Source organism: Conexibacter sp. DBS9H8, from assembly GCF_023330685.1.
GTDB lineage: Bacteria > Actinomycetota > Thermoleophilia > Solirubrobacterales > Solirubrobacteraceae > Palsa-465.
Map to the genome: position 1 here is coordinate 2,007,364 of NZ_CP097128.1, position 20,260 is coordinate 2,027,623.

At 70.8% G+C, this 20,260-nt stretch carries 17 protein-coding genes and 3 tRNA genes; 10 read left to right on the top strand and 10 right to left on the bottom strand.

Going from position 1 to position 20,260, the window contains the following annotated elements; genetic code table 11:
- Window positions 1–225: 225 nt before the first annotated feature.
- Window positions 226–298, bottom strand: a tRNA-Trp gene (locus tag M3M55_RS09545).
- A 75-nt stretch (window positions 299–373) separates the two neighbouring features.
- Between M3M55_RS09545 and M3M55_RS09550 the strand changes: the two genes are divergently transcribed.
- Window positions 374–444, top strand: a tRNA-Gly gene (locus M3M55_RS09550).
- On the opposite strand, the gene M3M55_RS09555 is transcribed toward M3M55_RS09550, so the two are convergent.
- The 3 genes from M3M55_RS09555 to M3M55_RS09565 form a co-directional block, all read right to left on the bottom strand.
- Window positions 426–941, bottom strand: coding sequence for a hypothetical protein (locus M3M55_RS09555; RefSeq protein WP_249009275.1), 516 nt, complete (start codon window positions 939–941; stop codon window positions 426–428). The two genes, M3M55_RS09550 and M3M55_RS09555, sit on opposite strands and share 19 nt — an antisense overlap.
- Before the next feature lie 64 nt (window positions 942–1,005).
- Window positions 1,006–2,262: a beta-ketoacyl synthase gene (locus tag M3M55_RS09560; protein ID WP_371878759.1), complete on the bottom strand. Its 1,257-nt coding sequence runs from the start codon at window positions 2,260–2,262 to the stop codon at window positions 1,006–1,008.
- Between the two features lie 35 nt (window positions 2,263–2,297).
- Window positions 2,298–3,950, bottom strand: coding sequence for a class I adenylate-forming enzyme family protein (locus tag M3M55_RS09565; protein ID WP_249009277.1), 1,653 nt, complete (start codon window positions 3,948–3,950; stop codon window positions 2,298–2,300).
- A gap of 94 nt (window positions 3,951–4,044) precedes the next feature.
- Here M3M55_RS09565 and M3M55_RS09570 point away from each other — a divergent pair, with 94 nt between their 5' ends.
- Together M3M55_RS09570 and M3M55_RS09575 are read left to right on the top strand one after the other, a co-directional pair.
- Window positions 4,045–5,202 (top strand): serine hydrolase, encoded by a 1,158-nt coding sequence (locus tag M3M55_RS09570; RefSeq protein ID WP_249009278.1) that lies wholly within the window; start codon window positions 4,045–4,047, stop codon window positions 5,200–5,202.
- Window positions 5,203–5,328: 126 nt separating this feature from the next.
- Window positions 5,329–5,402: transfer RNA gene (locus M3M55_RS09575), tRNA-Pro, on the top strand.
- Between the two features lie 632 nt (window positions 5,403–6,034).
- Here the strand turns inward: M3M55_RS09575 and M3M55_RS09580 are convergent.
- The 6 genes from M3M55_RS09580 to M3M55_RS09605 form a co-directional block, all read right to left on the bottom strand.
- Window positions 6,035–6,484 carry a hypothetical protein gene (locus M3M55_RS09580; RefSeq protein WP_249009279.1) on the bottom strand — a complete coding sequence of 150 codons (450 nt, stop codon included), beginning with the start codon at window positions 6,482–6,484 and terminating at the stop codon, window positions 6,035–6,037.
- A 202-nt stretch (window positions 6,485–6,686) separates the two neighbouring features.
- Entirely contained in the window at window positions 6,687–7,718 is a 1,032-nt protein-coding gene (locus M3M55_RS09585; protein ID WP_249009280.1) for a phosphodiester glycosidase family protein, read from the bottom strand.
- A gap of 85 nt (window positions 7,719–7,803) precedes the next feature.
- The gene (locus M3M55_RS09590; protein WP_249009281.1) at window positions 7,804–8,136 is read right to left on the bottom strand and encodes a GAF domain-containing protein; all 333 of its coding nucleotides are present in this window, start codon (window positions 8,134–8,136) and stop codon (window positions 7,804–7,806) included.
- Window positions 8,094–8,294, bottom strand: a complete 201-nt coding sequence (locus M3M55_RS09595) for a hypothetical protein (RefSeq protein ID WP_249009282.1) — start codon at window positions 8,292–8,294, stop codon at window positions 8,094–8,096. The genes M3M55_RS09590 and M3M55_RS09595 overlap by 43 nt, the downstream gene beginning before the upstream one ends.
- 71 nt (window positions 8,295–8,365) lie before the next feature.
- The gene (locus M3M55_RS09600) at window positions 8,366–9,079 is read right to left on the bottom strand and encodes a helix-turn-helix domain-containing protein (protein ID WP_249009283.1); all 714 of its coding nucleotides are present in this window, start codon (window positions 9,077–9,079) and stop codon (window positions 8,366–8,368) included.
- A gap of 53 nt (window positions 9,080–9,132) precedes the next feature.
- Complete coding sequence (locus M3M55_RS09605; RefSeq protein WP_249009284.1) at window positions 9,133–10,245, bottom strand: alpha/beta fold hydrolase; 1,113 nt, start codon at window positions 10,243–10,245, stop codon at window positions 9,133–9,135.
- A gap of 127 nt (window positions 10,246–10,372) precedes the next feature.
- Between M3M55_RS09605 and tkt the strand changes: the two genes are divergently transcribed.
- From tkt to M3M55_RS09640, 7 genes are read left to right on the top strand one after another with little or no spacing between them, the layout of a single operon-like run.
- The gene (gene tkt / locus M3M55_RS09610; protein WP_249009285.1) at window positions 10,373–12,424 is read left to right on the top strand and encodes a transketolase; all 2,052 of its coding nucleotides are present in this window, start codon (window positions 10,373–10,375) and stop codon (window positions 12,422–12,424) included.
- A 20-nt stretch (window positions 12,425–12,444) separates the two neighbouring features.
- A complete protein-coding gene (locus M3M55_RS09615) occupies window positions 12,445–15,159 on the top strand; it encodes a bifunctional transaldolase/phosoglucose isomerase (RefSeq protein WP_249009286.1) in 2,715 nt (904 codons plus the stop codon).
- A gap of 15 nt (window positions 15,160–15,174) precedes the next feature.
- A complete protein-coding gene (gene zwf / locus M3M55_RS09620; RefSeq protein WP_249009287.1) occupies window positions 15,175–16,713 on the top strand; it encodes a glucose-6-phosphate dehydrogenase in 1,539 nt (512 codons plus the stop codon).
- Window positions 16,714–16,738: 25 nt separating this feature from the next.
- Entirely contained in the window at window positions 16,739–17,833 is a 1,095-nt protein-coding gene (locus M3M55_RS09625; RefSeq protein ID WP_249009288.1) for a glucose-6-phosphate dehydrogenase assembly protein OpcA, read from the top strand.
- Window positions 17,830–18,504, top strand: coding sequence for a 6-phosphogluconolactonase (locus M3M55_RS09630; RefSeq protein ID WP_249009289.1), 675 nt, complete (start codon window positions 17,830–17,832; stop codon window positions 18,502–18,504). The genes M3M55_RS09625 and M3M55_RS09630 overlap by 4 nt, the downstream gene beginning before the upstream one ends.
- Entirely contained in the window at window positions 18,501–19,523 is a 1,023-nt protein-coding gene (locus M3M55_RS09635) for an ROK family protein (protein ID WP_249009290.1), read from the top strand. Before M3M55_RS09630 ends, M3M55_RS09635 begins: the two co-directional genes overlap by 4 nt.
- A complete protein-coding gene (locus M3M55_RS09640; protein ID WP_249009291.1) occupies window positions 19,516–20,211 on the top strand; it encodes a histidine phosphatase family protein in 696 nt (231 codons plus the stop codon). The genes M3M55_RS09635 and M3M55_RS09640 overlap by 8 nt, the downstream gene beginning before the upstream one ends.
- Window positions 20,212–20,260: the final 49 nt, after the last annotated feature.

Here is a 20,260-nt window from a genome sequence, read left to right on the forward strand (position 1 = left end):
TCCGAGGATCCCACGGAAGGTCTCGCATACGGCGTCGGCGACGACGCCGTATGTCTCATTGCGCCCCCCGCGTCATGTCGACGACCGAGCCACTCCAGCCGGTGGTTGACCTGTGAGGCAGCCATCCTCGGCCACGCTGGGCCGGTTTCGGGTGTCCCTGCGCACGCCAACGACGCCTTGCCCCGTGAAGCCGAAAGGCCCGCGCTCGCGGGCCTTTCGTTCCTACAGGGGAGACAGGACTCGAACCTGCAACCCCCGGTTTTGGAGACCGGTGCACTACCAATTGTGCTACTCCCCTTCGGAGCGGACCATTGTAGGCGGCCGAGGGATCGGGTTCCGCCGCTGGGCGGACAGGCTAAGATGTTGGAGTCCTGCGGGCGAAGTGTTGTGGTGGCACAGAACCCTTCCAAGGTTCGAGGGCGGGTTCAATTCCCGTCGCCCGCTCTCCGGAAGTCGGTTCGGCATTTGGCCTCGCTCGGGCTCGGCTCGGATTCCATCAACAGGGCCCGCAGGAAGCCGAACTGCTGCGCGGTGCGGCGGCGATGGCAGTTCGCGCAGCGAACCTCACATTTGTCGATCTCCTCCAGCACGTCCGTCCACGGTCGGTCCCGCATGCCCGCGCCGATGTCAAAGGCCTTGTCGCGTTGGTGGTCGAACTCGAGGACGCGCGGGTCTGACTCGCCGCAGTCGACGCAGGGGTGGGATGCGAAGTAGGCGATGAGTAGGCTCATCCGTTCTCGCACGACCCGTGCCCGGCGGGCCGCCGCGTTGTCGATGTAGCGCTGGCGGTTCCTCGTGTAGTGCTCATGCTTGTAGTCCGCGCGGCACGGCCGGCAGTACGTGTCCCGCTGGCCGATCGCCCGTCGCCGCCAGTTGAAGCTGCTCGGCGGCTTCAGCCTGTGACAGCGCGCGCAGCGGATCAGGTCATCTCGTGGTTCCATGCTCTCCCTCCTGTGCGAACAGATGTTCGCACTACGGGCGGACGGAACCGGCCGAGCGATCCCGTCAGCCGGGGGCGGCGAGCACGACGACGCAGTTCTGGCCGCCGAAGCCGAAGGCGTTGACCGCCGCGGTCCGCACCGTCCGCTCGCGGGCCTTCAGCGGCACGTAGTCGAGGTCGCAGTCCGGGTCCGGGGTCTCGAGATTGATCGTCGGCGGGATCACCTGATCGCGCATGGCCAGCAGCGCGACCATCGCCGACAGCGCCCCGGCCGCCCCGATCATGTGGCCGGTCATCGACTTGGGCGCGGTGACCGCGAGGTCCCCCGCGGCCGGTCCGAAGGCGGTGTGGATCACCTTCGTCTCGACCGCATCGTTGATCTTCGTCCCCGTCCCGTGGGCGACGACGAGGTGGACGTCCTCGGGGGCCATCTCGGCTTGGGCGAGGGCGAGGGTGACCGCCCGGGCCGCATCGGCGCCCGAGGGCTGGGGGTGGCTGATGTGAAAGGCGTCGGCGGTGAGCGCCCCGCCGCGGATCGAGCCGTACACCCGCGCCCCGCGGGCAGCGGCGAAGGCGGCCGACTCGACGACCATCACGACCGCCCCCTCCCCGAACACGAACCCGTCCCGGTCGGCGTCAAAGGGCCGCGAGGCGCCCGCCGGCTCACCGTTGCGGATCGACAGGGGACCCATGTTCGCCAGCCCGGCGAACATCACCGGGGAGATGCCCGCATCGGTCCCCCCGGCAAGGACGACGTCCGCCTCACCCGCGAGGATCAACCGCCGTGCCTCCAACAGCGCGGCGTTCCCGCTTGCGCACGCGAGGGCGGAGGCCGACACCGGCCCGTGCAGGCCGAGGTCGATCGCCACCTCACAGGCCGGCATGTTCGTGATCATCGACGGGACGTAGTAGGGGCTGATCCCGCGCGCTCCGTGTTCGGCGAGGGCGTCACTGGCCGCGTTCGTCTCCGCCGACCCGCCCACCGCCGCGTTGATCACCACTCCGACCCGCTCGGGGTCAACGCTGGCGCCCTCATCGTCGCCGACCCCGCCGCGCACCCCGCTGGACAGGCCGGCGTCTGAGAACGCCTCCCGGGCGGCCGCGACGGCGAACTGGCTGTAGCGGGCCGAGCGCCGGAACCGCTTGGTGCCCATCACCGCCTCCCCGTCAAAACCCGACACCTCCGCGGCGATCTGGACCGGCAGGCCGAAGGGGTCAAAGAGGGTGATCGGACCGACCCCGGACTCCCCGGCGACAAGCGCATGCCAGCTCGAGGCGACGTCGAGGCCGACCGGCGTGACCGCGCCGAGCCCGGTGATCACCGGGGCCGCGCTGGAGGGGTGGCTGACCGTCGGGGTCACGGGCGGCTCAACCGGCCCTCGGCGGCGTCGGCGATCACGTCGGCGCGGAGCCGGTAGTGGAGCTTCTTGCCTGTCGCGGTCATCGGCAAAGCGTCGAGGAACCGGTAGGCGCGCGGCCGCTTGTAGGGGGCGAGCATCGCGTGACCGTGGCAGTGGGACTCGAGGGCGGCCGCGTCCACATTCGCATCGCGGCGCACGACGTAGGCGACGACGAGCTCACCCCAGCGCTCGTCCGCAAGGCCGACGACGGCCGCGTCCGCCACCCCCGGATGCTCGCAGAGCACCGCCTCCACCTGGGTCGGGTGGACGTTCTCCCCGCCGGAGATGATCATGTCACCCTTGCGCCCGACGATCGTCACGTAGCCGTCGGCATCCCACGTCGCGAGGTCACCGATGTAGAGCCAGCCGTCGCGGAAGCGGGCGGCCTGCTCCTCGGGCTGGTTGACGTAGGCGTACCCCGATTTGGGAGAGCGGACGATCACCTCCCCGACCTCGCTCCCGTCACGGGCGGCGAGCTCGTCGGGGGCGGCGAGTCGGTCGCCGAACACCGACACGACGGCGACGTCATCGTCGGTGCAGGCCCGTCCCGCCGACCCGGCGTGGGCGGGCAGGTCGGCGGGGCGCAGGAACGTGTTCCAGAACGCCTCGGTGGTGCCGTAGCCGTTGAAGATGTTCGGGGTGAGCAGGGCCTGATAGCGCAGGCACGCCTCCCGGTCCAGCGGCGCGCCCATCGTGACGATCCCGCGCAGAGAGCTGAGATCACGCGGTCGTGCCTGCTGCTCGGCCGACAGCAGCGCGAGGTTCGTCGGCGCGCCGATGAGGAACGTGAGCGCATGCTCGGCGACCCAGTCGAGCACGGTCGCGGCGTCAAAGGCCGGCAGCGCAACCGCCTCGGCCCCGACGTAGAAGACCGGGTTGGGGCCGCCCGAGTAGAGCCCGCCGCGGTGAAACCACGGGGTCATGTTGAGCGTCCGGTCCTCGGGCGAGAGCGGGAAGTGCATGATCACGTCATGGGCCGACAGCACATCGACGATCGCCGGCAGCGACACGCCCTTGGGCAGCCCGGTCGTCCCCGACGTGTAGAGGCGCGTCGTCTCCGCGTAGATGTCGGCGGGCAGCTCCCCCGCCCACGGGCTGTCGGCGAGCAGATCAGGGAACGGCTCGGCGCGGGTACCGGCTCCCGGGCCGGTACCCGCGAAGACGACGCCCGTCAGGCCCGGGGTGTGGCGGGCGCGAGCGAGCCCCTCCTCCACGGTCGTCGCGAGGGCGGCGTCGTAGAGGACGGCGGCGGGTGCGCTGTCGTCGATGATGTGGGCGATCTCGCCGCTGGCGAGACGAAAGTTGATCGGCGCGGCGATCGCCCCGATCCGCTGAGCCGCCAGCCAGCTGAGGGCGAACTCCGGACCGTTGAACAGGTCGAGGCAGACGACGTCCCCGGCACCGACGCCCCGCTCGGCGAGGCCGGCGGCCAGACGGCCGACGTCCTCCCACAGTTCGGCGTAGGTCCAGCGCCGACCGCTGGCGGGATCGTGCAGGGCAGGCCGGTTGGCGTAGCGGGTCGCGTTGCGTCGGACCCCCGCGAGATAGGTGAAGTGCTGCTCGAAGACCTGCCGGAACGCGGCCGGGTCATAGCGGTGGGGGGCGCTCACAACGTCCGGTGATGCTAGGACCCCGGCCGGTCTGATGCCCCACCCGGCGATTTTATGGAAGGGTGGGGGGGTCAACCACGGTGAGGGAGGGACGATGGCGATCGACGGGAGTGAGCTCGATGGGGTGCTGGCCGGGGCGGTAGAGCGCGGTGCGGTCCACGGGGTCGCCGGGCTGATCGTGCACCGCGACGGGGTCCTCTACGACGGCCGCGCCGGGGCCGCCCGGGCCGACACGCTCTACCGCAACGCGTCGATGACCAAGGCGGTCGCGACCACGGCGGCGCTCGCCCTTCTGGAGGGCGGCCGCCTCGATCTCGACAGCCCGGTGAGCGCGATCCTGCCCGCCTGGGCGCAGCTGCAGGTCCTCGACGGCTTCGACGGGGACCGTCCGCGGCTGCGCCCGCCCGCCCGCCCGGCGACCATCGCCGAGCTGATGACCCACACCTCCGGGGCCGCCTACCCGTTCTTCTCCCCGGAGCTGTTCCGCTACTGCACGTTGACCGGCCTCTCCCCGGTCATCGACGGGCGTCGCGCCTCCCTGATGGCCCCGCTCGTCAGCGATCCGGGGGAGCGCTGGGTGTACGGGACGAGCACCGACTGGCTCGGGCTTGTCGTGGAGGCGGTCGTGGGGGAGAGCCTGTCCGCCCACCTCGCCCGCACCATCTATGAGCCCCTCGGGATGGTCGACTCGACCTTCGCACCCGACGCCGGTCAGGCCGCACGGCTGATGGGGATGATGGCCCGCCAGCCTGACGGAACCCTTGCCCCGACCGGCCTGGGCCTCCCCGCCGCCCCCGAGTGGGATGCCGCCGGGCACGGCTCCTACGGCACGATCGCCGACTACGGCCGGTTCCTCCGGCTGTGGCTGCGCGGCGGGGAGCTCGACGGCGTCCGCCTCCTGTCTGAGGACACGGTCGCCCTCGCCCTCACCGACCAGCTCCACGGTGCGCCGCTGCCCGAGCAGATGACCTCGATGGTGCCCGCCCTCACCCGGGATGTGCCGAGCCTCCCCTTTCCGCAGGGCTGGGGGTACGGCTTCCATCTCACCGGGGTCGACCTGCCGGGGATGCGCCGGGCCGGCAGCGGTGACTGGGCGGGGATCTTCAACTGCTACTTCTGGCTCGACCGGGCGAGCGGGGTTGCCGGGGTGCTGATGACCCAGGTGCTGCCGTTCTTCGACACGCCGGTCGTCCACACGTTCGCCGCCTTTGAGGCGGCCGCCTACGCGGCGGTCAGCGCCGCGGGGATCTGAGGGCGCTGACCGGATCGGCCGGCGGGCACGACCCGGTCCGGGGCGGGCGACGGGGCCTGGCGCCGTTCGCCGGACGGGTCGGCCGGGTCCACCCGCCCGAGAGGGCTATCATCGGCCCCCTGCCCACGGGGAGTGGCGCAGTCTGGTAGCGCACCCGGCTGGGGGCCGGGCGGTCGCAGGTTCAAATCCTGTCTCCCCGATAGCGCTGAAGCTACTGCAAATGAGGCGGTTCTTGCGAGCCGCCTCATTTGCGTTCTCTGGAGCATTGTGTTCCGATTTTGTTCTGGTTATCGGGGCTGCCGGGCCAGCCCCGCAAGCAGTACGGCGCCGGCGCGGACGAGGGGTAGGCCTGGTGCGTGACCGGCCCGGACGATGCAGCCGGCGCTTGTCGCGACATCTCGGTTGTCGCCTCCTTGGCTCCGGTGTGGAGCTCCTCCCGAGCTCGTCGATGTGCTCGCGGTGATCGAAGGCTCAGCTGATGGTCCCAAGGCGCCGGGTGCAAGCATGATCGGCGCCATCGCGTCCCAGAGCGACCGGCGGGTGTGGACGAGCACGGGCAGCTGAGCGGCTTTCACCTCGGGCGGGCGGGCCGGCGGTGTCTGCCGTCGCTGGACAGGTATCGGGATGTGTGCCCGGGCGAGCCACGATTCCTCGAACACCTGCTCTTGACATGTGCGTCCATCTCAGATGGGGCAGATGACGTCCACTGAGGGCGAGCGGGTCCGTCACCGACGGTGGGCGCTGTCCTCAGCTGCGTTGGGGGAGGTGGTCGTGGACTCTTGTCAGTTCTGCTCCGATCAGGCCAGTCAGCGATCGAATGACGGTGAGGTGACTATGGCGTGCGCTTGACGAGGTCTGCAACGAACCGAATCGTGCCGCACTTCGTGCCGGGAAAGCTCACCACGCCGGTGGACTGGGCCGGCTTGATCACTGCGGAGACGGTCATCCGCACCTTCCGGCTGGTGTGGGTGCCCGTATAGATCCTGGCCACCCCGCGATATGACAGCTTGCCCTGGCGGACACGCGTCGAATTGACAACCGCAGGATTGGGATACTTTGGAGAACCGGAATAGCTCGTTGAGCCCAGGCAGAAGTTGTTGACCTGGATCAGTGCGGTGTTGGTGTTCCGATGGAAGGCGATGATCACGTTGTCGGTCGGCTTCTTCGGATAACGATGTTGCATGTAGATGTTGCTGTGCGGGGGGAAACCATCCGCCAGGGCAACGGCGGGAGCCCCCAGCGCGACGGCAACGACGACCCCGAGAACGGCACGGTTGGGCATCATGCACTCCGGTGATTAGGAATGTGGTCAAAGCGCCGCGGGCGACCGTGTCTCGGGCGATCACCCCGACATCCGGGACAACACCGACAGGCGGCGCAGGTTACGCGCACACGCGCTGAACGCTGAACGGGGCTGACGCTGCTTGACTGGCTGGGCAGGCCTGCAGGACACCAGGATCAAGCTGTTGTCCGCCCCCGCTCGCCTAGCGCGCCTGGACGCTGAAGAAGTCCCGGTTGTAGGGGGTGAGGAACTGTCCGGGAACCCCCTGCTGGCCGGGGACGAACGGAACCGGGGTGACCGCGGCGGGATTGTGCCCGCGCGAGTAGAGATCGAAGGCGACCCACTCCGGGTTGATGTCGAGCTGGATGGCGCGGACGACGTGGGCGCCAAGCAGGGTCTGAGCGAGCCCGAGCGGGGTGAGCGACATTCCGCCCGCCCAGACGAGGTGGCCGTCGGCGGTGATCCCGAGCGCCGATCGGGCGGGCGCGTTGACGCCGCCGAGGGTCGCCCCCCAGCACTGAATGCAGGACACCGACGGGTTGATGTGCCCGCCGTTGATGAGCAGGGTGAGGTTCTGGCGGACCGACACGACCTTCTCACCCCGGGCGGGTATCCCCTCGTCCCACGCGCCGATGTCGGTTGTCCCGTTCGCGTAGGTGACGATCGAGGCGAGGCCGCGGCGCAGCGGTACCGCGGTCCGCCCGTAGGAGAAGAACCCACCGGCGCCGGTGTTGAGCATGAACCCGCCGTTGAAGGCGGCCATCAGCGAGGGTCGTTGGGCGGGAGCGACCTCGGGTCCCCAACGCCAACCGGTCGGGCCGGCGTCGACGGTGCCCGAGTGCAGCTCGAGGGTGAGGTACTTCTGGTTGAGGGAGACGAGGATCGCGCCCGCGGCGGTCCGGGACACCCAGATCGGATACTGGCCATGCCAGTGGACCGTCGGCGTGAAACGGGTCGGACCGCTCGGGGGGGAGTGCAGCAGTTCCGGGTAGGCGGGCGTGTCCGGGTGACGCGGTGGCGCCGGTCGCGATGCCGACGGGCCCAGGTGTCCGCCCGCCCCCGTGATGCTGTGCGACCGGCCTATCCCCGCGGTGGCACCCGGGCGCCCGGCGGCGGTGCTCGTCGCACAGCCGCTGACCGCGGCGGCCACGGCGATCAGCGCGACGGCGAGGACGGCCGAGGCCCAGGCGCGGCGCCGGCACGACGCAGCGAGGCGAGTTGAGGGCCGGGGCACTGGGGGAGAGGGGAGCGGTATGCGCACGCGTCTCATGATGTCAATGGTGACCGAAGGCGCAACGAGACGGCGGCGCCGCACCGACTCAGGCACCGCTGACCCGGGGCAGTGCCGTCACCCCATCCGCGCGGTCAGCGACGCGCTGGAGGTGGTCGGCCAGCAGCACGCCCAATGTCTCCACCAGCTCGACGTCCTCCTCACCGACGTCGGGCCGGGGCCGCTCGGACAGGCAGCAGAGCGTTCCGAACGGGGTGCCGTCGGGGGCGGTGACCGGAACGCCGACGTAGGCGCCGATCCCGCCGCCGGCGACCGCGGGCAGGTCAGCGATCGACGGTTCGGCTCGCGTGTCGGGGATTCGGCGGGGGACCCGTCCCATCACCATCTGGCGACAGATGGTGTCGACGAGCGGAACCCGCATCCCGGCCTCGAGACCGAGTGCGGCGGCGTTCCCGGCACCTCTTCAATGTGCCGGTAGCCGTCGATGAAACGGCCGAGGTGGGCGACCTCCATCCCCAGCAGGCGGCGGGCGACCTCGAGGGTCGCGGAGATGATCTCATCCGGGTGGGGCTCGGGCATCAGCTCACGTGACCCTCGATCGTCACACGCGGATCTCACGACGGTCCGGCCGCCCGCGGGCGGCCACCCGCTCAGAGCGCCAGCTCCTCGGGAGGATCCCCTCGCAGCAGCCACCCCTGCTCGACCCGCTGGACGAGCCCGCGCTGGGAGAGTTCGGCCAGGGCGGTGGTGATCGTCGGCCGCCGGGAGGCGACGAGCTCAGACAGCACGGTGTGAGTGAGCCGCAGCGGCAGCAGCAGCCCGTCGGGGCGCATCCGACCCCACTTGGCCGCCATCTGCCAGAGCATCAGATGCAAGCGCGTGTCAACGCGGGTCTGGGCAGCGATCGCCAGGTGCATCACGAGCTCCCGATTGCGCTCGAGCACGCGCTCGATCAGCTCGCCCGCGAGTTCGGGGTAGTCGCCGATCTGGGTGACGAAGCGGCCGTCGAGAACGGCGAGGCGCAGCGGGGTGAGACATCGCCACTGGGTGGCCCGGGCGTTCTCTGATCCGTCCGGGGTCGTCGACCACGGCTTGATCAGGTCCCCCGGGCCGAGGAGGACGACCCCCCGCCGCTGGTCGAGCTCGAAGGCGCGCAGGCAGATGCCGTCGAGGACAAGCAGGCCGAGGTCCCCGGGAGCGCTGCTGCGCGGGGCCTGCCAGACGCCCGGGGGGACGGTGAGCAGCGGAACCTGACACGCAGCGATCGCCGCGTCCCTCTGTCCGAGCGGGACGCGCTCGGCAAGGTCGGGATCCTCGACGAGCAGCCGAACCGTGGCGACCTGCGCCACCCCTGAGGCGTTCACGATCACCCCTAATAGTGTGTCAGGTCGCTGTCGGCCGGTGTGACAGATGGCTGTCAGGATCTGCGCCCGACCGAACCGAGCACTCGCGCCGAGTCCGATCCCAGCGCGGCTTCAGCGAGGTCGAGCAGGGCGAGCACGAACTCGTGCGGTGACTCCAGCGGCCCCATGTGGCCGATCCCGGGCAGCTCGATCAAGCGGTGCAGACGGGGAAGCCCGGCGGCGATCCGTTCGGCGTGAACGGGCGGGGTGAGCCGGTCGAGGCGACCTGACATCACGAGCGTCGGCACGGTGATTCGTGTGACGGCATCAAGCAGGTTCATCTCGGTCATCGCGAGCCCGGCGCTGGCGCGGACCCGCGGCGGACAGCCGACGAGCATTCGCTCGTAGAAGGCGATCTCCGCCTCCGAGGCGTGGGGACCAAACGCGACGTATCGGATCGCCGCGCGCGACAGCGCCGTCGACAGCGCCGGTGCCGGCAGCGGGTTGCCCATGAACGCCCATCGCGCGAGCGGCTCGGCGATCCGTTCGGGGAGGACGTGAGGAAGTACCGTGGTCGCGCGGATCAGGCCGGTGAGTCCGGTGTTCATCAGTGCTGCCCCGGCCACGCGGGCGGCCACGTCATGGTCGCGGGCCCAGGCGGCGATCGACATCGCGCCCAGCGAATGTCCGGCGACGATCACGTCGCGCCGACCGTCGCAGGTGTGGCTGAGAACCGCCTCGAGGTCCTCGCCGTAGCGGGCGAGCTGCCAGTCACCACGAGCCGCGGGCGCGGACCGGCCCTGTCCACGCAGGTCATAGGCGACGACCCGCCACCCGAGCTCGGTCAGCTCCCGGGTCATCGAGTCGAAGTAGCAGAGGGTCTCGGTCCACCCGGGCCCGAGCACGAGCGTCGGTGCCCGCTCGGCGCCGAACACCTCAACGTGGATCACCGTTCCGTCCCGTGAGCCCGCCGACACGGCGCGGCCCCGCAGTGGTGCGGACAACCGCTGGTACTCGGGGTCCCGGCTGAGCCGGCGGCGGTGGCTGAACTCGGTGAGACCGGCACCGACCCCGGCTCCTGTCCCGAGGAGCGCCGTTCCGAGCGCGGCCGCCGACCGCCGCCGCCGGCCGGCCGTCGGTGCGGCAGCGGTGACGGGGTGACCGTCCGCGGCTGGAGCTTGCTCCATGCCCGATCAGGCTACATGCTTGTGACATAACTCGTGGCGTGGTGGGCCAGAGCCCGGAAAGGTTGGCGCGCACACGCTTCACCGCGAGGTGACAAGTGGGCTCCGCTCCGCGGTTTATGCTGAGACTGTGACGGCTACCGAGAATCCCCCGAGCATCGAGAAACTGTCGATCGACGCGGTGCGCGTCCTCACCATGGACGCAGTCCAGCGTGCCAATCAGGGACACCCCGGCGCTCCGATGGGCCTTGCCCCGGTCGCCTACACCCTGTTCACGCGGCTGCTGAAGCACAACCCGCGCAATCCGAGCTGGATCGACCGCGACCGGTTCATCCTCTCCGCAGGCCACGCGTCGATGCTCCTCTACGCGACGCTGTACCTCAGCGGGTACCCGATCACCCTCGACGACCTCGAGCGGTTCCGCGAGCTCGGGGCGCCGACGGCCGGTCACCCCGAGCATTGGGAGGTTCCCGGGATCGAGGCGACGACGGGGCCGCTCGGCCAGGGCCTGTCGATGGCGGTCGGGCTCGCCGTTGCCGAGCGCTGGCTCGCCGAGCGGTTCAACACCCCCGAGCACACCGTCGTCGACCACCACACGTGGGTGATCGCCTCCGACGGCGACATCCAGGAGGGGGTGACCTCCGAGGCGAGCTCCCTCGCCGGCCGCCTCGGCCTTGGCAAGCTGATCGTCTTCTACGACGACAACAAGATCCAGCTCGCCAGCCCCACCGCCCTCGTCTTCTCCGAAGACGTGTCCGCTCGTTATGAGGCATACGGCTGGCAGGTGCTGGAGGTCGGCGCCTCCAGCGACCCTCACAAGGACCTCGACCCCGATGAGATCGAGTCGGCGGCACGGGCCGCCCTCGCAGAGGCGGACCGCCCGACGCTCATCCGCGTGCACTCTCACATCGGCTTCGGCAGCCCGCACAAGCAGGATTCGACCAAGGCGCACGGTTCGGCCCTCGGAGAGGACGAGGTGCGGCTCACCAAGGAGGTCTACGGCTGGGATCCGGACAAGCACTTCTTCGTCCCTCCGGCCGTTCTCGAGCACTGGGGCGAGACCGTCGAGCGCGGGGCCGCGGCCGAGGACGATTGGGAGGACCGCTTCCGCGCGTTCTCCGCCGCCGATGCCGACGCCGCCGCCGAACTGCGGCGGATCGTCACCGGTGAGGGTCTGCCGGCGGGCTGGGTGGAGGAGCTGCCCCGCTTCTCGCCTGACGATCCGGCGATCGCCACCCGGGCCGCGTCCGGCAAGGTGATCCAGTGGGCGGCTGCGCGGGTGCCCGAGCTCGTCGGCGGCTCTGCCGACCTCGCGAGCTCGAACAACACCGACATCGATGACGGGGGCGACCTGCTCCCCGGGCAGTACGGTGGCCGCAACCTGCACTTCGGGGTGCGCGAGCATGCGATGGGCGCGATCGTCAACGGTCTCACCCTTCACGGTCTCCGCGCCTTCGGAGGCACCTTTCTCACCTTCAGCGACTACATGCGTGGCGCCGTCCGGCTCGGGGCGTTGATGAAGCTCCCCGCCGTCTGGGTGTGGACCCACGACTCGATCGGTCTCGGCTCGGACGGGCCGACCCACCAGCCGGTCGAACACCTCGCCGCCCTGCGGGCCATGCCGAACCTCACCGTCGTGCGTCCCGCCGACGCGAATGAGACCGCTCTCGCCTGGCGCTTCGCCCTCGCCCACGACGATCGCCCGACCGCGCTCATCCTCAGCCGTCAGAACCTCCCGATCCTCGATCCCGAGCAGATCCCGTCCGACGCGATCGACCGTGGCGCCTACGTCCTCTCCGATCCGGCCGACGGGGTCGACCCCGAGCTGATCTTGATCGGCACCGGCTCAGAGGTATCGCTGTGCGTTGAGGCCGCCGCGACTCTCACCGCGGAGGGGGTGAAGGTCCGGGTCGTCAGCGCCCCGTGCCTCGACACCTTCGCCGAGGCCGATCCGGCTTACCGCGAGGCCGTGCTGCCCCGTCGCGTTCGGGCTCGAGTGGCTGTCGAGGCGGCCGTTCAGCTCGGCTGGGATCGCTGGTTCGGTCCGGACGGAGCGTTTGTGGGTATGCACAGTTTTGGTGCCTCCGGCAGCGCCGAGGACGTGTATCGCCACTTTGGGATCACCGCCGAGCGGGTGGCCGCAGTCGGCCGCGACGCGATCGCTGCTTCCGCCGACGCATAGACGAACGAAAGGAACGCCAGATGAGCACTCTCACCGAGGTCAACCCGAATCTGAAGGCGCTGACCGACGCGGGGGTGAGCGTCTGGCTTGATCAGCTCGGGCGCAGCCTCGTCTCGGGGGGGGAGCTGAAGCGGCTGATCGCCCAGGAGAGCCTCCGCGGCGTCACCTCCAACCCGTCGATCTTCGAGAAGTCGATCCTCGGTAGCTCCGACTACGACGCCGAGATCGAGTCGCTCGCCCGCGCGGGCGCGAGCGCCAAGGAGATCTACGACCACCTGACGATCGCCGACGTGCAGGGGGCCGCAGACATCCTCGCCCCGGTCCACAACGAGACGGGCGGGCGGGACGGGTTCGTCTCGCTCGAGGTCGCCCCCGATCTCGCACGCGACGGAGAGCAGACGATCACGGCCGCCCGCCACTACTGGAAGGCGGTCGATCGCCCGAACCTGATGATCAAGATTCCCGGAACGCCGGAGGGGCTCAGTGCCATCGAGACGGCGATCAGCGAGGGGATCAATGTCAACGTGACGCTCCTGTTCGCGGTCGAGGCCTATGAGGCGGTGATTGAGGCGTACCTCGCCGGCCTCGAGCGTCGCCACGCCGACGGCAAGCCGCTCGCCGTCCACAGCGTCGCATCGTTCTTCGTCTCCCGGGTCGACACGATGGTCGACAAGCAACTCGGTGAGGCTCACCCGGACCTGCACGGCACCGCTGCCCTCGCCAACGCTCGCGCCGCCTACCGGCTGTTCAAGGAGCGGTTCTCGGGTGAGCGCTGGGAGCGTCTCGCCGCCGCCGGCGCGGTCGTCCAACGCCCGCTGTGGGCCTCGACCGGCGTCAAGAACCCCGCCTACTCCGACACCCTCTATGTCGATCAGCTCGTCGGTCCCGACACGGTCAACACGATGCCGCTGGCGACCCTCAACGCCGTCGCCGACCATGGCCACGCCATCCCCAACAGCGCCGAGGATGACCCGACCGCGGTGCTTGACGCGCTCGCGAGCGCGGGCATCGACATGAAGGCCGTCACCGAGCAACTGCTCGCGGATGGCATCACCCAGTTCGAGGAGGCGATGGACGGCCTGCTGGCCGGCATCGATTCGGCCCGTCAGGCGGCGATCACCGGACGTCCTGCGACGATTGAGGCCTCCCTGCCTGACGAGCTTGTCGAGGTCGTGGCCGCTCAGGTGAACAAGGCGGTCAGCGAACAGGTCGCCCAGCGGATCTGGAAGCGGGACCCGTCCCTGTGGGGCGGACCGGACGTCCCCGAGATCGAGAACCGACTCGGATGGCTGACGGTCTGTGACCGGATGCTCGAACAGCTCGCCGACCTGAAGGCGCTCGCGCGCGAGCTCACCGACGCCGGCTACACCGACGCGATCCTGCTCGGCATGGGCGGTTCCTCCCTCGGCCCCGAGGTCATCCGTCGCTCCTACGGCACCTGTGAAGGTGGGTTGCGCCTGCAGGTGCTCGACTCCACCCACCCGGATGCGATCACCGCGATCAGCGCCGAGGTCGACCTCGCCCGGACGATCTTCATCGTCTCCTCCAAGTCCGGAGGCACGATCGAAACCCTCAGCCACTACCGGCACTTCCGCGCCTCCGCCGGTCCCGAGCAGTTCATCGTCGTCACCGACCCCGGCTCACCGCTCGCCGACCTCGCGGAGACCGACGGACTGCGCCGGACGTTCCTCAACCCGCCGGACATCGGTGGGCGCTACAGCGTTCTCTCCTACTTCGGCCTCGTCCCCGCCGCGATCGCCGGCGTCCCGATTGAGGAGCTGATCAAGACCGCCCAGGCGGGAGAGCAGGCGGCCTCTCAGGTCAACGGGTCCGCGGACAACCCCGGCCTGTGGCTGGGAGCGACGGTCGGCGCACTCGCCAACCACGGCCGCGACAAGCTCACCTTCATCGTCTCAGACCCGATCGCCTCCTTCGGCCTCTGGGTCGAGCAGCTCGTCGCCGAGTCGACGGGCAAGCAGGGCAAGGGCATCCTTCCCGTCGCCGATGAGCCGCTCGGAGATCCGGCCGCCTACGGGGACGACCGCGTCTTCGTCTACCTGCGTGACGCGGACGCTCCCTCCGAGGAGCTCGACGCCCGCGTCAAGGCGCTCGCCGCCGCCGGTCAGCCGACGATCACCCTCGCCACCCACGGGGCCGACGATCTCGGTCGGCTCTTCTTCATCGCCGAGTTCGCCGTGGCCGTCGCCGGCTGGGCGCTGCAGATCAACCCGTTCGACCAGCCGAACGTGCAGGAGGCCAAGGACAACACCGCCAAGGTGCTCGACTCCGGTTCGGTCCCCGCCATCGACGCCGCCGACGACGAGCGGCTCGTCGCGCTGCTGCGCGAGACCCCGCCCCACTACGTCGCGATCCTCGCCTATCTCGCCTTCGACGCGGACGTCGACGCCGCGGTCCTCGAGCTGCGTGAGACGATCCGGGCCAAGACGCAGATGGCGACGACCTTCGGCTACGGGCCACGCTTCCAGCACTCCACCGGGCAGGAGCACAAGGGCGGTGCTCCGGTCGGACGTTTCCTCCAGCTCACCGACACGCCGTCTGCGTCCGTGGCGATCCCGGGGGAGCCCTACGACTTCGGGACGCTGATCGCCTCCCAGGCCGCCGGGGACCTGGAGACCCTGCACGCGCACAACCTCGCCGCGGAGCGGGTCGTGCTCGACGCTCCGGCGGCCGAGGCGATCCGGGCGCTGAGCGCCCGGATCGGACGGCTCCTCTAGGGTGCCGGCGCACCGGTGAGCCCCGGCGAGGACGACAGCTTCATCAACCCGCTGGTGGCCGGCCTCGAGCGCCTGCCGGTTCGTTCGACGGCGATTGTCATCTTCGGGGCCACCGGCGACCTTGCGGCCCGCAAGCTGCTGCCGGCGATCTACAACCTCGCGCACGACGGGGCCCTGCCCGAGCAGGTCGAGATCGCCGGGGTCGCTCGCGGCGCGCTCAGCGACGACGCGTTCCGGATGGCCGCCGAGGAGGCGATCACCCGCTTCAGCCGCCGCCCGCCCGACGCCGACGTCCTCGCCGGCCTGCTCGCCAACGCGCGGTTCGTCAGCGGCAGCTTCGACGATCCCGAGCTCTACCGCCGCCTTGGTGAAGTCCTCTCCGGCTTTGACGAGCGGGCGGGCCGGCCGCTCAACCACGTCTTCTATCTCTCGACGGCCCCCGAGTTCTTCCCGGTGATCACCGGCCAGCTCGGAGACCACGGCCTGCAGGCCGGTGCTCACGGGGCTCAGGTGCGCGTGGTGATCGAGAAGCCGTTCGGCTATGACCTCGCTTCCGCGCTCGCTCAGAACGCCGCGCTCCAGCAGGTCTTCGACGAGTCGCAGGTGTTCCGGATCGACCACTATCTCGGCAAGGAGACGGTGCAGAACCTGCTGGCGCTGCGCTTCGCCAACGCCCTGTTTGAGCCGGTCTGGAACCGCAACTTCATCGACCACGTGCAGATCACCGCCGCCGAGGACCTCGGCATCGGCGGCCGCGCGGGCTATTACGAGGGGGCCGGCGCGCTGCGTGACCTCGTCCAGAACCACATGCTCCAACTGCTTGCGCTGCTGGCGATGGAGCCGCCGACCTCCTTTGAGGCCAACCGGTTGCGGGACGAGAAGGTGAAGGTGCTCGCTTCGGTCCGCCCGCCCGACCCCGCCCGGGTGGCCGAGATGACCGTCAGGGCCCAGTACGGTCCCGGGCTGATCGGCGGCGTTCCCGTCCCCGGCTACCTTGAGGAGAGCGGGGTGGCCGCCGACTCCCGGACTGAGACCTACACCGCCCTCAAGCTTGAGATCTCCAACTGGCGCTGGGCCGGGGTTCCCTTCTACCTGCGCACCGGAAAGCGGCTTGCACGCAAGGTCACCGAGATCGCCGTCACGCTCCGCCCGGTGCCGCACCTCGCCTTTCAGACGGAGGGATCGCTCGGGATTCAGCCCAACCAGATCATCCTCACCCTGCAGCCGGACGAGGGCGTCTCCGTCTCGCTCGGGGCCAAGATCCCGGGGACGCGGATGGTCATCCGCCCCGTCAACATGGAGTTCCACTACGGGACCTCGTTCCTCAGCGAGTCCCCGGAGGCCTACGAGCGGCTGATCCTCGACGCGATGCGCGGCGACGCGACCCTGTTCACCCGCAACGACGAGATCGAGGCGCTGTGGCGGATCATCGACCCGATCCTCACGGGGTGGGCCGCCGATCGCGCCACGCCGATCCCCAGCTACCCGGCCGGATCAGCCGGTCCCGCCGCTGCCGACGCCCTCCTGGCTCCAACCCGCTGGCGGCGGCTCTGACCGCGCGGCCGAGGCGGATCGCGAGATGGCCGAGCAGAGCACCTGGGAGCAGCAGGACACCACGCCCGAGCGGGTCGAGGCGGCCCTGCGTCGGCTGCTGCACGAGCGTCACCGCGCCGACGCGTCTCTCGTCCCCGCCCGGGTTCTCAACCTCGTCGTCATCGCCGACCGTGAGTGGCGCGGGGAGATCATCAACCGCCTCGAGCGGGTCGGGCGCTACCACGCCTCCCGCACGATCCTCTGCTCGGTCGCCGACGGCGCGCGCGGGCTCGACGCGCGGGTCATCCTCTCGGCCGCGACTGAGGGCGCGGGGGTGAGCATCTCCCGCGAGTGGGTCGAGCTTCGGCTCGGCACCGATGCCCTCGCGAACCTCGCCACGATCCTCGACCCGCTGCTCGTCCCCGAGCTGCAGACCGTTCTGTGGTCGCCCCACAGCCGGGATGAGGCGGTCGAGTCCCTCCTCGGCATGGTCGACGTGCTGCTCATCGACACCGACGATCCGGCGAACTTCGACGGTCCCGGGGCGGCGCTCGCCCGCTCCTGGGAGTTGCAGGACCGCACCTACATCGTCGACCTCGCCTGGCTGCGCACCACCCCGTGGCGGGAGCGACTTGCGGCCGCCTTCGACGACCCGAGCCGACGGGACGAGCTGCCCGCGCTCTCCAGCGTCGTCGTCCGCCACAACCCCAACTCGCTCACGTCCGCGCTGCTGCTGAGCGGCTGGCTCGCCTCCCGCCTCGCCTGGATCCCCGAGCCGCTCGTCGTGACCGCCGGCGGTGCCTACCGGGGCACCGCCGCGGCTCAGCGCGGCGGGGGCGCCCACGACGTCGCCTTCAGCGGCGTGGTCGGCTTTGACTTCGAGCCCGTGGATCAGCCGACCCCCGGGATCGCCGCGGTCAGCGTCGGGACCGACTACGGGTTCAGTCTCGCGCTCAGTCGTGATCGCGGCGGTCTGCTCGTCCGTGAACGCCGTCCCGCGCCGGCCCCGACCCGTCTGTGGCGGACGTTCGGCGCCTCCCGCGGGGAGGCCGGGATCCTCGGTGAGGGGGTCCGTCAGGCGCTGCTGCGAGATTCCACCTACCGTCCCGCCCTTGCGTCCGCCAGGAGGTTCCAACCATGAGTGCCGACATCCGCATCGTCGACGACCCCCGCGCCGAGTGCGCGGCGATCGTCGGTGCCGCCCTCGGGGACGGTCCGGTCGTCCTCACCGGCGGGTCGACGGTGCCCGCCTACGCGAAGGTCGCCGCGGAGGTCTGGAAGGGCGCCCAGCTGTGGTTCTCAGACGAGCGCTGCGTCCCGACCAGTGACGAGCGCTCGAACTACGGTGCCCTCGAGGCGGCTGTCGGCGGGCACATCTCCGGGGCAACGGTTGAACGGGTCCGTGGCGAAGACGGGCATGCCGCCGCGGCCGAGGACTACGAGCGCCGGCTTGTCGCCGCGGGCATCCCCGAGCGCGGCTTCTCCCTGTTCGTAATCGGGCTCGGGCCCGACGCGCACATCTGCTCGATGTTTCCCGGTCAGGCCGCCGTGGGCGAGCGTCAGCGCCTGTGCGTCGGGGTGCCCGAGGCGGGCCGCGAACCGTTCGTTCCTCGGGTGACCCTGACGTTGCCGGCGGTCGCCCTCGCCCGTCACGTCCTCGTGATGGCGGCCGGTGGGGCCAAGGCCGACGCGCTCGCGCGTGCCTTCGCAGAGGACGCACCCGTCACCGAGGACGTGCCCGGGTCGCTGTTGGGGGACTTCGCCCAGCGCCTCACGGTGCTGACGGATGAGGCCGGGGCGGCCCGGCTGTGAGCACGTTCATCGGCATCGACCTGGGCGGCACGAAGGTCGCCGCCGCCGTTCTCCGCGCGGGGGCGCCCGCCACCGGCGGGGAGGGCGGGACGCTGTCGCCCGCGATCCAGTATCCGACGGTGCTCGACTCCGCCGACGCGCTCCTGGACCAGCTCGGCAGCCTGATCGAGGAGGCGCGAGACGGCGCCGGCGCCGGCGAGCTCGACGCCGTCGGGATCGGCGTCCCCTCGGTCGTTGATTTCGCCTCCGGCCGGGTCGTCCACTCCGTCAACATCCCACTTGAGGACGTGCCGCTCCGGACGGTGCTCGGCGCCCGCCTCGGGGTCCCGGTGTTCGTCGACAACGACGCGACGGTCGCCGCGCTTGCCGAGGCCCACGACGAGCAGCTCCGCCTCGTCGCCCGCGATCTCGTGATGCTGACGATCGGTACCGGGGTCGGGGGTGGCCTCGTCCTCGGGGGCCGGATCTACCGCGGGGCGACCGGCGGCGCGGCGGAGATCGGGCACACGCTGATCTCGCTCCCGGTCGCTCCTGCCGGTGACGCGGTGACCGGCTTTCCCGCCGACCTCCCTGATGATTTCCCGTCCGCCGGGACGGTGATGCCCCACCCCGGATCCCTGGAGGCGCTCGGCTCCGGCCATGCCCTCGACCATCTCGCGCGCGCCGCCGGGCTCGGTGCGCACGGCGCGGACGTCACCGCGGCGGCGCGCGCGGGCGCCGAACCCGCGCTCGCTCTCATCCGCCGCTGGGCCCACGCGATCGGGATCGGGATCGCGAACGCGATCAACATCTTCGACCCCCAGGAGGTCGTGGTCGGTGGCGGGGCGGCTGCCGCCGCCGACCTCTTCCTCGAGCCGGCGCTCGCGTTCGCCGCCGGCTACGTGCACCCGGGCCTGCGCGGGCACGCGACCGTGCGGGTCGCCCGCTTCGGAGCGGAGGCGGGGGTGATGGGGGCGGCGCTGCTCGCCGCCCACGAATATCGGGACGCTCCGCCTGCCAACCCCGCCGGCGGTGCCTGAGCTCGGGGTGGGCCTCGCGCCGGCGGTGGGGGGTTCGCCGCGGTGGCGGACGATCACGGTCGTCCGCCACGGCGAGACCGAGTGGTCACAGAACGGCCGTCACACCTCACGGACTGAGCTCGCGCTCCTCGAACTGGGCCGCGAGCGGGCCGCCGGTCTCGCCGCCGGGCTCGGTGGCACCCCCTACGGGCTCGTGCTGATCAGCCCCCGCCGCCGGGCCGCCGAGACGGCCGCGCTCGCCGGCTTCGGCGCGGTCGGCGAGGTCTGCCCGGAGCTGGCCGAGTGGGACTACGGAGACTATGAGGGGCTGACGACTGCGGAGATCCGGGCAGAGGATCCGAGCTGGGACCTGTGGAGAGACGGGTGTCCCGGTGGGGAGAGCCCGGCGGCCGTCGGCGCCCGTGCCGACGCGATCATCGCCCGGGCGCTCGCCGCCCCCGGGAACGTGCTGTGCTTTGCCCACGGTCACCTGCTGCGGGTGCTTGCCGCCCGCTGGCTCGAAGCTCCGGTCGCCTTCGGCCGTCACCTCGCGCTCGGCCCGGCCCGTCCCGGCGTGCTCGGGTACGAGCGGGACAACCGGGTGCTGGCGAGCTGGAACTGCCCGCCTGGGGCTGCCGAACCCGAGCTCGGACCGGTGTCGCCCGCCCGTGACCGGGCCGCGGATGACGGTGGGGCTCCATCCAGCTGAGCCGACGCTGCTTCGGGCCACGCAAGCGCGGACGGGGCCCCACGGAGGC

Bases quoted from the DNA above. Each gene is read 5' to 3' on its own strand.
- M3M55_RS09555 (WP_249009275.1), bottom strand. From the start codon at position 941: ATGGAACCACGAGATGACCTGATCCGCTGCGCGCGCTGTCACAGGCTG.
- M3M55_RS09570 (WP_249009278.1), top strand. From the start codon at position 4,045: ATGGCGATCGACGGGAGTGAGCTCGATGGGGTGCTGGCCGGGGCGGTA.
- M3M55_RS09580 (WP_249009279.1), bottom strand. From the start codon at position 6,484: ATGCCCAACCGTGCCGTTCTCGGGGTCGTCGTTGCCGTCGCGCTGGGG.
- M3M55_RS09590 (WP_249009281.1), bottom strand. From the start codon at position 8,136: ATGCGGGTTCCGCTCGTCGACACCATCTGTCGCCAGATGGTGATGGGA.
- M3M55_RS09595 (WP_249009282.1), bottom strand. From the start codon at position 8,294: ATGCCCGAGCCCCACCCGGATGAGATCATCTCCGCGACCCTCGAGGTC.
- M3M55_RS09605 (WP_249009284.1), bottom strand. From the start codon at position 10,245: ATGGAGCAAGCTCCAGCCGCGGACGGTCACCCCGTCACCGCTGCCGCA.
- M3M55_RS09615 (WP_249009286.1), top strand. From the start codon at position 12,445: ATGAGCACTCTCACCGAGGTCAACCCGAATCTGAAGGCGCTGACCGAC.
- M3M55_RS09625 (WP_249009288.1), top strand. From the start codon at position 16,739: ATGGCCGAGCAGAGCACCTGGGAGCAGCAGGACACCACGCCCGAGCGG.
- M3M55_RS09630 (WP_249009289.1), top strand. From the start codon at position 17,830: ATGAGTGCCGACATCCGCATCGTCGACGACCCCCGCGCCGAGTGCGCG.